The 11,950-nt window shown below is 51.0% G+C and carries 10 protein-coding genes; 9 read left to right on the forward strand and 1 reads right to left on the reverse strand.

The features are described 5' to 3' along the window. Positions 1-130: 130 nt before the first annotated feature. Positions 131-2,428, reverse strand: a complete 2,298-nt coding sequence (locus tag EBQ26_RS01725; protein WP_238944077.1) for a penicillin-binding protein 1A — start codon at positions 2,426-2,428, stop codon at positions 131-133. Between the two features lie 394 nt (positions 2,429-2,822). On the opposite strand from EBQ26_RS01725, the gene EBQ26_RS01730 reads away from it, so the two are divergent. From EBQ26_RS01730 to EBQ26_RS01765, 9 genes are all read left to right on the forward strand, one after another. Further along, positions 2,823-3,902 (forward strand): pilus assembly protein PilM, encoded by a 1,080-nt coding sequence (locus tag EBQ26_RS01730; protein WP_122237475.1) that lies wholly within the window; start codon positions 2,823-2,825, stop codon positions 3,900-3,902. Then, entirely contained in the window at positions 3,899-4,495 is a 597-nt protein-coding gene (locus EBQ26_RS01735) for a PilN domain-containing protein (RefSeq protein WP_122237319.1), read from the forward strand. The genes EBQ26_RS01730 and EBQ26_RS01735 overlap by 4 nt, the downstream gene beginning before the upstream one ends. A 15-nt stretch (positions 4,496-4,510) precedes the next feature. After that, positions 4,511-5,155: a type IV pilus inner membrane component PilO gene (gene pilO / locus EBQ26_RS01740; protein ID WP_122237320.1), complete on the forward strand. Its 645-nt coding sequence runs from the start codon at positions 4,511-4,513 to the stop codon at positions 5,153-5,155. 77 nt (positions 5,156-5,232) lie between these two features. Next, positions 5,233-5,679 (forward strand): pilus assembly protein PilP, encoded by a 447-nt coding sequence (locus EBQ26_RS01745; RefSeq protein WP_238944078.1) that lies wholly within the window; start codon positions 5,233-5,235, stop codon positions 5,677-5,679. Positions 5,680-5,692: 13 nt separating this feature from the next. Beyond that, positions 5,693-7,801, forward strand: coding sequence for a type IV pilus secretin PilQ (pilQ, locus tag EBQ26_RS01750; protein ID WP_122237322.1), 2,109 nt, complete (start codon positions 5,693-5,695; stop codon positions 7,799-7,801). A gap of 25 nt (positions 7,802-7,826) precedes the next feature. Continuing rightward, on the forward strand, positions 7,827-9,698 hold the full coding sequence (locus EBQ26_RS01755) for a hypothetical protein (RefSeq protein WP_147473979.1): 1,872 nt from the start codon (positions 7,827-7,829) through the stop codon (positions 9,696-9,698). A gap of 92 nt (positions 9,699-9,790) precedes the next feature. Continuing rightward, positions 9,791-11,041 carry an MFS transporter gene (locus EBQ26_RS01760; protein WP_238944079.1) on the forward strand — a complete coding sequence of 417 codons (1,251 nt, stop codon included), beginning with the start codon at positions 9,791-9,793 and terminating at the stop codon, positions 11,039-11,041. Between the two features lie 15 nt (positions 11,042-11,056). Then, positions 11,057-11,191 (forward strand): hypothetical protein, encoded by a 135-nt coding sequence (locus EBQ26_RS13120; protein ID WP_275261461.1) that lies wholly within the window; start codon positions 11,057-11,059, stop codon positions 11,189-11,191. Positions 11,192-11,210: 19 nt separating this feature from the next. Beyond that, positions 11,211-11,825, forward strand: coding sequence for a glutaredoxin domain-containing protein (locus tag EBQ26_RS01765; RefSeq protein ID WP_122237325.1), 615 nt, complete (start codon positions 11,211-11,213; stop codon positions 11,823-11,825). Positions 11,826-11,950 lie beyond the last annotated feature (125 nt).

Genomic DNA, 11,950 nt, shown 5'->3' on the forward strand with positions numbered 1-11,950 from the left:
GGGTATTTTATTTCTTTTTGATTTGTATTCTTTGCAGTGCTGCGGGGCATGCCGTGCGCTCGCAACGCCGCAGGGCGCGCCCCATCCGCTTCATGGCCCGTCACGCAAAGATCGTGAGCTGGGGTTCGGCTCAGTTTTGGAACAAATCCAGAATCTGGGCGCGCTCTGCACTGGTGGGCGGGGTGTAGCCGCCCGCAGAGCTGGCGTTCGATTCTGCGTAATAGCTCTCCATGCCAAGGCTGGCTACGCCACGGCCGCGGGTGAACTCGTTGTACGCCCAATCGCTCCCTTCGCGCGAAACGCCTTTTGGGGCTTTGAGTTCACTGACGGGCGTGTCTTTGAGGGCGTGTTGCATGAACTGCACCCAAATGGGCAATGCCAGGCCGCCGCCTGTTTCTTTGCTGCCCAGGTCGCGCGGGTTGTCATAGCCCACCCACGCGACGGCGGCCATGGAGGGCTGAAAGCCCGCAAACCAGGCATCGTGGGCATCGTTGGTAGTGCCCGTCTTGCCGTAAATATCGGGGCGTTTGAGCGCGGCGCGCGCTTTCGCGCCCGTGCCAGAGCGGGTGACTTCCTGCAACAGGCTGCTGGTGATGAAGGCATTGCGCGGGTCGATGGCCTGGGGCGTCTCGTCAAGAGGGCTGGGCTGGGTGTGCGAGAGCACACGCCCGCGGTGGTCGGTCACCCGTTCAATCAGCCACGGCTCCACCCTGTGTCCGCCATTGGCAAAAATGCTGTAAGCCGCCACCATTTGCAGCGGGGTGACCTCGACCGCGCCCAGGGCCATGGGCAGCACGGGCTGAACGCGCTGGGCGTCGAAGCCAAAACGGGTCACCCACTGCTGGGCGTTTTTGGCGCCAACGGTTTGAATCAGCCGCACCGTCGGAATATTGCGTGAGCGAGCCAAGGCCGTGCGCATGGTGATGGGGCCTTCAAAGCGGCGGTCGTAGTTGCGCGGCTCCCAAGGCTTGCCGCCCGTGACGGAGCTGCCAAAGTACATGGGGGTGTCGGCAATGAGGGTGGCGGGCATATAGCCTTTTTCCAGCGCTGCCGAATAGATAAAGGGCTTGAAAGCCGAGCCAGGCTGGCGCCAGGCTTGGGTGACGTGGTTGAACTTGCGGTTGTTGAAATCGAAGCCGCCCACCAGCGCACGAATGGCGCCAGTGGCAGGCTCCATCGCGACGAAAGCGCCTTCCACTTCGGGCAGTTGGGTGATCTCCCACTCGCCCTTGGCGGTTTGCATGATGCGCACGATGGCGCCAGGGCGAATTTTGATGTTGGCGGGGGCTTTTTCGGCCAGGCCGGATTGGACGGGGCGCAGCCCCAGGCCCGTGATTTCCAAACGGGAGCCATCCGCGCGCGCGACTTCCACTTTTTGGCGGTTGGCTTTCAGCACCACGGCAGAAAAAATTTCCCCGTTGTCGGGGTGGGCGGAGAGGGCGTTGTCAATCACCGCTTCGCGTTTTTCCGGGTCATCAGGCAGGTTGACGAAATTTTCCGGGCCGCGGTAATGCTGCCGTTTCTCGTAATTCATGATGCCCGTGCGCAAGGCTTTATAGGCGGCCTCTTGATCCGAGAGCTGGATGGTGGTGTAAACGTTCAGGCCGCGGGTGTAGGCCTCCTCGCCATAGCGCTCGAACATGGATTTGCGCACCATTTCAGCGACGTACTCCGCACGAACGGGGAAGTTGTCCAGCGTGCGGCGCACGTTCATCGCTTTGGCTTCTTTGCGCGCCTGCACGGCTTCATCTGCGGTGATAAAGCCGTTTTCCACCATGCGGTTGATGATGTGCAGTTGGCGAATGCGGGCGCGCTCAGGGCGGCGGATGGGATTGAACTCGGATGGCGCAACAGGCAGGCCAGCCAGCATGGCCGCTTCTGCGATGCTGACCTCCTTCAGCGGCTTGCCAAAGTACGTTTCTGCCGCTGCAGAAAAGCCATACGCGCGGTTGCCCAAGAAGATCTGGTTCATGTAAATCTCCAGGATCTCGTTCTTGGAGAGCATGTGCTCCAGCTTCATCGTCAGCAGCACCTCGTAGAGCTTGCGCGTAAACGTCCGCTCAGGCGAAAGGTACATATTGCGGGCGACTTGCATGGAGATGGTCGAGGCCCCTTGGCTGCGCAAATCTCGCAAATTGGCCAAAGCGGCCCGGATGATGCCGCGGTAGTCAATGCCGTTATGCTGGAAAAAACGCGCGTCCTCTGCTGCCAGAATGGCATTTTTCATGACATCGGGGATGTCTTCGATGGGAGTGAGTTTGCGGCGTTCTTCGCCAAATTCACCAATCAAAGCACCTTCTGCCGAATAAACTCGCAATGGCAGCTTGGGGCGATAGTCAGCCAGATCAGAAACGTCTGGCAGCTTGGGATAGATCGTGGCGACTACCACAACCGCAACGGCCACGGCCGCCACAGCACCAGCAATCATTAAGCCTAAACACCAGCCAAAAACGCGGACAATCAACGGACTTCGCTTGCGCGGCTGGGAGTGGTCTCCCCTACTGTCAGCAGATGTGTTGTTCGCCATGTTGGGTGGGCGTTTACGCCCACTGCTGTTGCGATGAGAAACCATGGATTTGCAATGCACCGCCGCCCGCAGCCGGGCAACTGTCAAAGTTTGTTATGAAAATACAAAAACTTAAGAGAGCTGAGGATACAGCACATTGTGCATCAGACAGAATAATGACAATCACGTGTGCTTTTGACAACAGGTGCGAAATAAGCGCACATGCTTCCTCTTTTCAGCAAAAAAACATGCTGCTAGGATGCGTGTCAAGTTGTACATTTTGTTGCGCTATTTAACAGCGCAAGAAAGGTTGGATGTGGTCTCAGCGAGATCTTTGTTTGCCCCAAGGCAAACGCCATTGGTGGGTATTGACATCAGCACTTCCAGTATCAAGCTTGTCGAGCTTAGTAGTGCGCGTGATGGCAAATTGACCCTTGAAAGGGCGGCTATTGAGCGCTTGGAAAAAGGGTGGGTCAATGAGGGAAACATCGAAAATTTCGATGAAGTGGCAGATGCTTTGCGAAGAGTCGTGAAAAAAAGCGGCTCGCGTACAAAACAAGTGGCTTTGGCCTTGCCCCCTTCGGCCGTGATTACACGAAAAATCGTACTGCCTGCCGGGCTTTCTGAAGAAGAATTGGAAATTCAGGTTGAATCGGAAGCGAGTCACTATATTCCGTTTTCTTTGGATGAGGTAAGTCTGGATTTTTGTGAAATTGGCCCATCCAAAAATTCAAGCGATGATGTTGAAATACTAATTGCCGCCTCACGAAAGGATAAAGTTGAGGATCGGCAGGGCTTGGCAGAAGCTGCTGGCCTGAAGGCGGTTATTCTCGATGTCGAGTCTTTTGCTTCGAGGTTGGCAGTAATGCGCCTTGCCAAGGCATGGCCCAAAACATCAGAGCAGCCTATTGTGGCTTTGTTTGAAATTGGTGCGTCGAATAGCACTTTGATGATTCTCCAAGGTGAGGAAATTCTTTTTGAACGCGATCAGTCTTTTGGTGGAGCGCAATTAACGCAATCCATTGCAAGGCATTATGGAATTTCCTTTGAAGAGGCAGAAAACAAAAAGCGTGCAGGTGAAATGCCGGAAGACTATGCTACTGCCGTGCTACGGCCTTACGTCAATAGTCTGACGCAGGAGATTAGCCGGGCGTTGCAATTTTTCTTTACCAGTTCTCCCTACAACTCAGTCGATCGCATATTGTTGGCAGGTGGTACGGCTATAGTGAATGGCTTGGCCGCTGCTGTCACGCAAACTACTGAAACGGCATGCCAAATAGCAAGCCCATTTGAAGGTATGGAGATGGGTGGAGGGGTTCGCATGAAATCTGTCATGCGAGAGGCGCCAAGCTACTTGACAGCATGCGGCCTTGCATTGCGGAGGTTTGACGAATGATCAGGATCAATTTGTTGCCGCATCGTGAAGCGGCGAAGAAAGCGCGAAAAGAAAAGTTCATGCTGTCTGCGGCCCTTTCTGCGCTTGCCGGGCTGGGGATTGCAGGTATTATTTATTCCTATTTTCAGGTTTTGATTTCCGATCAGGAAAGTGCCAATCGAATGATTGAGCAGGAGAATGCGCGGCTAAAAGTGCAAATTAAAGAGGTTAATAATATTGAAGCAGAAATTGCCGCTTTGAAAGCGCGCCAGCAGGCAGTTGAGAATTTGCAATCGGAGCGGAACTTGCCCGTCGATTTGATGAATCATGTCATCAGGGAGGTTCCCAATGGATCCTATGTCACGTCTTTGAACAAGACTGATAAACAGGTCGCCTTGCAGGGTATGGCGCAATCCAATCAAACAGTTTCGGATTTGCTGAGAAATATTGATAAGAATATGCCGTGGGATTCCAGGGCGCAACTTATTGAGACAAAAGCGACCGATATTGATTTGGGTGGAGGCAAGAAAAGGCAAGTTTATGGATATGCGATGAACTTCCGTTTGGATAAGCCGGGGGCGGAGGAAGATGATAACAATGTGCCTATCAAATAATTGGCAGGAGGGCGTATGAAAGATTGGGCATCTCAATTTCGACAAGCCAGCGGCCGAGATCCATGGTTGTGGCCTATTTTGCCAAGAATTGCTTTGTTCATTGCGATTGCTATCGCTGTTGCTGTGCTTGCTTGGTTTTTCTACCTCACTTCTTTTAAGGAGGAACTGGAAGCTGCGCAAGCAAAAGAGGCTTCATTAAGGTCGGACTTCTCTCGTGACTATAAAAAAGCGATTAATCTGGAGGCCTTGAAGAAGCAGAAAGAGCAAGCTATCCAATACGTCAGTTTATTAGAAAAGCAGCTTCCCAATAAAGCTGAAATGGATGCGCTGCTGTCCGATATCAACCAAGCTGGTATCGGGCGAGGTTTGCATTTTGAGTTGTTTAAACCTGGAGCATTTCAGATTAAAGATTATTATGGTGAGCAGCCGATTGATATTGTGGTTACAGGGAACTATGATGCAATTGGTGAATTTGCTTCGGATATTGCGCACTTGTCCCGTATTGTTACTATAGGCAATATGCATGTAACCAAAGACTCCAAGGATATTTCTAATGATCGTCTTACAATGAAGGCGGTAGCGAAGACATATCGTTACTTGAGTCCTGATGAGCAAATTGAGCAGGCCAAGGAGAAAAATAATAAAGGAGGGAAAAAATGAGAAATAGAATAAGATTTTTTGTGCTCTTGGGAGTGTGTGCTAATTTGCTCGGCTGTGTGAGTTCCAGGCAGGAGGAGGTGGCAGCTTGGATGGCTCAGGAGAAAAGCAAGGCGGTTCCCAAAATTGCGCCATTGCAAGAGCCTGGTGTTTTTTATCCCCTTTCATATGAGAGAGGGAATGCAGAGGATCCTTTCGCCTTCGAAAAGCTTGCTAGGGTGTTTGCAGATGCCAAAAAAGGAGGCGCTAATTTAATGGATATTCACGATAAGCGGCGCAGGGAACCCCTGGAAGCCTATCCGATTGATTCTATAAAGATGGTAGGATTTTTGGAAAAATCAGGCCGCCCAACAGCCGTACTTGAAGTGGATAAGCACCTTTATCAAGTAGTGGCTGGGAATTACATTGGTCAAAATTTTGGAAAGATTGAACAAATTTCAGAGACTCGCATTGATTTAAAGGAAGTGGTGCAAGATGCCACTGGTGAATGGGTGGAACGTTCGACGGTGCTTGAGTTGCAAGAGTGAAGGAGATTACAAAATGAAACAGCGTTCTTTGCTTGCGAATTCCATATTGTTGGGATTTATTTCGTGTTTTAGTGTTGCTTCATGGGCTGCGGATATTGTTTCTATCAATGGAATGCACCAAAACGGGCGCGAGGTCGTGCAAATTGAGCTGAATGAGCCAATTGATTTTGACCCTGTAGCATTTCTGGTGCAGTCCCCTGCGAGAATTTCTTTGGATTTTCCCGGAGTTGGGGTTGTCGCTGGTCGAAAGCATATTGATGTTAACCAAGGAAATTTGCGATCAATTAATGCAGTTGAGGCAGGTGATCGCTCCAGAGTTGTTTTGAGTTTACGGGAAATCGGCTCTTATCAAATCCACAAGTCTGGAAACATGGTGACGGTGCAACTTGGTGATGCGCCGTCGGTCCGTCATTCGACCGAAGCGGTGAAGTCAAGCTCTCTATCGCGAGCGGAGGCAATAGAAAAAATCGACTTTCGGCGTGGAATGAATGGCGTTGGGCGAGTACTGTTGGACTTGCCCAGCGATAGCGTGGGTGTCGATGTCCGCCAAGAGGGTAAGAGAATTATTCTTGAAATACCCAATGTATCGCTCTCAGATGGCTTTAAAAATTATTTGGATGTGGCTGATTTTGGTACGCCTGTAAAATATATTCGGCCAAAGCAAACAAATAAATCGACTGTTGTTGAAATTGAAGTTGAGGGTGAGTGGAGTCAAAGTTCTTACCAAGTCGGTAATCAGTATGTCCTGGAAGTGCACAAGGTCATTCCTGATCCCGGGAAGCTAACGCCTGGTGTTGGGTTTTCTGGTGAGAAGCTTTCTTTGAACTTTCAAAATGTTGATATTAGATCGCTTCTTTCGGTAATAGCGGATTTTACTAACTTCAATATTGTTGTTGCGGACTCCGTAAACGGGTCGTTGACACTTCGTTTGCAAGATGTTCCTTGGGATCAAGCCTTGGATGTTATTTTGAACTCCAAGGAATTGGGTTACGAAAAAAATGGTAACGTTTTGTGGGTTGCTCCTAAAGATGAGTTAAACGAAAGGAGACAAAAAGATCACGAGGCGCGTTTGGCTTTGGAGAAATTGGAGCCGCTGCGAACCCAAAGCTTCCAGCTTAACTATGCGAGAGCAGAGAAAATCGCAGAGCAGTTGACACAAACGCAAGATCAAGGAAGCCAAGGTTCTCAAAGTGGCCGGTTTTTGACGGAGCGTGGATCTGCGATTGCGGAGCCGCGCACTAATCAGCTTTTTGTGACGGATACGCCCTCCAAATTGGAGGAAGTGGTGAAACTCATTGCCGATTGGGATATTCCTGTAAGGCAAGTGCTGATTGAGGCGCGTATTGTCCAGGCCAATGACAGCTTTGGGAGGAACCTCGGGGTTCGCTTGGGCATGTCCGATCAACGAGCTGAGCGCGGTGGCGATGGTGGTTACCACTTGGGAGGCGGCAACCGGGCTGTTTTTGGTGGCACCTATGGGAATGTGCTCGTAGGCTCTGGCGCTGCAAATGGCACGACGGCAGCGGGACAGTTCTTTGATCTCGGTGCGAATGCTATCGGTTCTACCAGTGCGGCGAGCTTTGCGCTTTCCGTTTTCAACTCTGCAGCTAACAGGTTCTTGAATTTAGAGATTTCGGCTTTGGAATCTACTGGTGAAGGGCGGGTGATTTCCAGCCCACGAGTAGTAACCAGCGATCAGGTAAAGGCTTACATAGAGCAGGGGACGGAGCTTCCCTATGCTACTTCATCTCCCAGTGGCGGTACAACCGTCGAGTTCAGAAAAGCTGTCCTCAGTTTGGAAGTGACGCCTCAGATTACGCCTGAGGGTAACGTCATACTGAAATTATTGGTGAAGAAAGATAACCTTTCCGCGCACGGTCAAGGCGCTATTGATACCAGGAGGGTGAATACGGAAGTCCTGGTTGAAAACGGCGGGACAGTCGTTATTGGCGGTATTTTTGAACTGGATGAGACGGTTTTGGAAAATAAAGTGCCTTTCTTGGGGGACTTGCCAATTGCAGGGAACTTGTTTAAGCGTAAGGAACGCAGTGCAAGCAAGAGTGAATTGCTTGTGTTTATTACGCCTAAAATTGTGACGGAACAAAATTCGATGCGCCGATAAGCCAGCATGGAATAAATTAAGGAGTATGAAGGTGAAAAAAAAGGTACTTTCTCGTTGGATGTTTGCTGCATTACCAGCAGCTGCGCTTATGGCAGCTTGCGGTGGCGGCGGAGGAAGCGGGGGAACTGGCCCAGGTGGGGGAAATACCTCCAAAACGGAGATCTTTCTGCGTGCAGAAAAGTCCGAGCTGCCGTTGAATTTGGCCAAACTCCAACCGGGTGTGATTTGGAACTACAGCGGTAGAGGGAAGAACTCTCCCTATACGACGTCTTTGACGGTTGAGGCAAAGGTCGACGGTCGCTTTATTCCATCCTCCGGGGATAAGGATGTCTTTTCCTGTTCCTTGGATGGGGCAGGGATAGAGGTGGGAACGCTTTATTACTTGGATGGTAAAGAAGAGCACCAGGTTGAGGTGGATGCTGGAAATGGTGAGAAAGTGAAGGTGCCGGGCGCTTTCCGATCGATTGCGCTGCCTTCGTTTGGCGGGATGGCGACTTTCCATTTCCATGGCAGAGATGCGACGGCAGGCGAAGCGACGATTTCGTGCTCGTACACCGATCCTCGTGATAATCAAGAGCGCACGGCGGCGACAAAGATTCGTGTGGGGCCTAGAGAAGCAAATAACACCAACCCCTCGGTGGACTATATCGAAAGCACGAGTACAGGGAATGTGGGGTATTTGCATACCCAAGGTTCGCAAAACAATACGCAATTGCTGCTGAATGTCAAAGTCTGGAATGACTTGGATCAGCCTGTTGCCAATCCGCCTGCGGGGGTGAGTAACCTTTATGCGCGTATTGTGGGCAGCTACAACGATGCCAGCCGAGTGGCGAAATTGAGGGGCGTTGGTCCAACCGTTTCGGGTGGTACAGGTTCGACGATTGCCGTTTCTACAATCAGCGGTTTGGCGACTTTCTCTGTGACGAGTGGTCAATATGAAGGGCCGATTCTGATTGAGTTTATTGCAGACCGTGCAGATAACAATGTGTCCAACGGCATTGTGGAGCCTGTCAGCAATCTCACCGTGGTGTATGCGTTGCATGAGCCGCCGCCTTCTTTTATTCCGCCGCTTTCGATTCTGCCAGGTCAGCAGTTGAAAGGGTATTACATGCAGCCATTCATGGGTGCGCTGACTCTGAACGGATCTGGTTTGCCACCTCATAACTGGCGTCTGATTGATGGCAGCACGTTGCCGGATGGTTTGACTTTGAAACCCAATGGCGTGATCAGTGGCGTGCCCACTCGCTTGGTGAAAGATCACACCTTTAGGGTGGCTGTGGTGGATAGCACCAATAAATATGCGCCATGGCGTAGCAACCAGGTTGCAACGGGATCGGCAGTTATTTCCATTGAGGAATCGCCTTTCACGCCGCACATTGCGGAATGTGGGAATGGAACCGATGTGTGTGAGTTGAAGTCGCCTGCTGTAGTGGGGTCGGATTTTGTGTATCTGTTCACGGGAGCAGGAGGCGATGGTCATTACACATGGGATTCCGTTCCAGAATCTTCAGAAGATCAGAAAATTCATAAGTTCTTGAGGTTCAACAAAGAAACGGCCACTTTATATGCGGACCATGGTGACGTCACAGAAGATTTGCTGACTTGCAAGAAGAAGGAAAGTTCTGGAGGGAATTCTGGTCAGCAGCCGGGAGCACAGCAACCGGGGACGCAGCAGCCGGGAGCACAGCAACCGGGGACGCAACAGCCGGGAACACAGCAACCAGGAACGCAACAACCAGGAGCGCAACAACCGCAGTCGCCTACATGGACTTATGAGGAGCGTTCTTATGACTTGATCATCCAAGTGAGCTCTGCGGGTATCACAAAGAACCAAGTGGTTCGTGTCACAGTGACTCCCAAGAACCCAGGGGAGGAATGTTCGGGGCCTCTGAATTAAGTCTGCCGGGTTGAGGCTTTCCATTTTGAAAAAATTGGGAGTCTCTTTGATAAAAGCAAGCTGCTTGTTGAAAACGAGCAGCTTGTTTTTTTATGGGAAACAATAATTTTTTGAATACTATGAATCGACGTTTATCGATGACACAGGTCTTGCTCTGTGGCGCAATGGTTGTCACTCTGTCTATGGGGGTGCGGCACGGGTTTGGTCTGTGGCTGTTGCCGATCACCATGGAAATGGATTGGTCGCGGCAGGATTTTTCCATTGCACTGGCCATCCAGAATTTGGCCTGGGGATTTTTTGGCGTTTTGGCCGGTATGGCCGCAGATCGTTATGGCGCTTTTCGTGTTTTGTGCGTGGGCGCGTTGAGCTATGGGGTGGGGTTGTGGGGGATGGCCTATGCGCCCACTCCTTTGCTTTTCTCTTTATTCGCGGGTGTGCTGTTGGGGTTGGCGCAATCGTGCACGACGTATGCCGTGATTTATGGCGTGATCGGCCGTCAAATCGCTGTGGAGAAACGATCCTGGGCGATGGGCGTGACGGCTGCAGCAGGTTCTTTTGGCCAGTTTCTCATGTTGCCTGTGGAAGGAAAGCTGATTGATGTGCTGGGCTGGCAAGATGCGCTGGTGGTTTTGGCCGTGGTGGTTTTGGCGATTATTCCCCTGGCGCTGGGATTGCGTGAGCCGGGTGTGCATTCCAGAAAATCATCGGCACTTTTCGGTGGGCAAGAACAAACGGTGAGAGAGGCTTTGCGTGAGGCGTTTACGTATCGCAGTTTTTTGATGCTGACGGCCGGGTATTTTGTATGCGGCTTTCAAGTGGTGTTTATTGGGGTGCATATGCCCAGCTATTTGAAAGATATGCAAATGCCTGCGCATGTGGCCACTTATTCGCTGGCCTTGATTGGCCTTTTTAATGTGGTGGGGTCTTATATTGCAGGCTGGTTGGGACAAACGATTGCCCGCCGTAAAATTTTGGCGTTTATTTACAGCGCGCGCGCGGTTGTGATTGCCATATTTTTGATGGTGCCGATCAGCTCGGCCAGTGTGTATATTTTTTCGGCAGTGATGGGAATGCTTTGGTTGTCCACAGTGCCCCCCACCAATGCGATTGTGGCGCAGATGTTTGGAGTGCGGCATTTGTCGATGCTGGCGGGGATTGTTTTTCTAAGTCACCAGATTGGTAGCTTTTTGGGGGTTTGGCTGGGCGGTTATCTCTATGACTCTACGGGGAGTTACGATGTGGTCTGGTATATTGCGATTGCGTTGGGAGTGTTTGCTACTTTGATGAACTTGCCGATTGATGAAAAACCAGTGCACAGAGTTTCTCCGATTCAGGCTGCTTAAGTGGTGGAGGGAAGCATGATGGATAAAAAATCGCTGAAGAAATGGGGTGTGGGGGCTGCGGTCTTTGTTTTGCTGTTATTGGTTTTTGGGCTTTATGTCGATCGGGATTTGATGGTCCGATTTGCAGAGCAATTGTGGGCGTGTTTTTAATCTCTTTGGAGGATTGGGTATGAGAAATTTAACCGTCTTTTCAGCATGCTTGGGCATGGTTTGCACTGCATTTTTTTCACCGGCAATGGCGCAGGAGGTTTATCGTAGCAAGACGGCATCGGGCACCGTGATGTATTCGGATCGGGCTTTAACGCCTGGCGCGGCTTTAGTGAAAAAGGAAAAAGAGGCGTTATTGACGGATGGCGGTTTCCCTGAGGCATTGCAAAAATCGGTGCGGCGCTACCCTGTGGTTTTGTTTTCTTCGCCCGATTGCGCGCCTTGCGCACAAGGGCGGAAGGTGCTGAATCAAAGAGGAATTCCCTTCAAGGAGTACACGATTGCTACGGCCGAAGACCAAAGTGTCTTGGAGGAAAAAGGGATTGCCTCTTTGCCGCATTTGACGATTGGGCGGCAAGCCTTGCGTGGATTCAATGAGGCGCAATGGGAGCAATATTTGAACGCAGCGGGTTATCCGGCGACTTCGTTGTTGCCAGAGGGGTATCAAGCGCCGAAGGTGGAGCCATTGACTGTTTTGCAAAAGCAAGCTCAGAAGGAGGCTGCGCCTGCATCGGTGGATGGGCTGCCTGATGTGCCGAATTTGGATCCTTCCAATCCGACGGGTATTCGTTTTTAAAAATTGTTTTCAAAAATGAGCCCGATGGCTTGAAAAACAAAAAGGGACTGGAGTGCCAACTCCAGTCCCTTTTTCAATGCCCTTTTTCAAAGCCTGCCGATGCTGAAGGCAGGCAATTTTCAATG

The organism is Allofranklinella schreckenbergeri (assembly GCF_003703475.1).
Taxonomy (GTDB): Bacteria; Pseudomonadota; Gammaproteobacteria; order Burkholderiales; family Burkholderiaceae_C; genus Lampropedia; species Lampropedia schreckenbergeri.

Excerpts from the sequence above, each read along its gene's own strand:
- EBQ26_RS01755 (WP_147473979.1), top strand. The coding sequence starts at position 7,827 with ATGAAGGTGAAAAAAAAGGTACTTTCTCGTTGGATGTTTGCTGCATTA.
- EBQ26_RS01725 (WP_238944077.1), bottom strand. The coding sequence starts at position 2,428 with ATGATTGCTGGTGCTGTGGCGGCCGTGGCCGTTGCGGTTGTGGTAGTC.
- pilQ (WP_122237322.1), top strand. The coding sequence starts at position 5,693 with ATGAAACAGCGTTCTTTGCTTGCGAATTCCATATTGTTGGGATTTATT.
- EBQ26_RS01760 (WP_238944079.1), top strand. The coding sequence starts at position 9,791 with ATGGGAAACAATAATTTTTTGAATACTATGAATCGACGTTTATCGATG.
- EBQ26_RS13120 (WP_275261461.1), top strand. The coding sequence starts at position 11,057 with ATGATGGATAAAAAATCGCTGAAGAAATGGGGTGTGGGGGCTGCGGTC.
- EBQ26_RS01735 (WP_122237319.1), top strand. The coding sequence starts at position 3,899 with ATGATCAGGATCAATTTGTTGCCGCATCGTGAAGCGGCGAAGAAAGCG.
- EBQ26_RS01765 (WP_122237325.1), top strand. The coding sequence starts at position 11,211 with ATGAGAAATTTAACCGTCTTTTCAGCATGCTTGGGCATGGTTTGCACT.
- pilO (WP_122237320.1), top strand. The coding sequence starts at position 4,511 with ATGAAAGATTGGGCATCTCAATTTCGACAAGCCAGCGGCCGAGATCCA.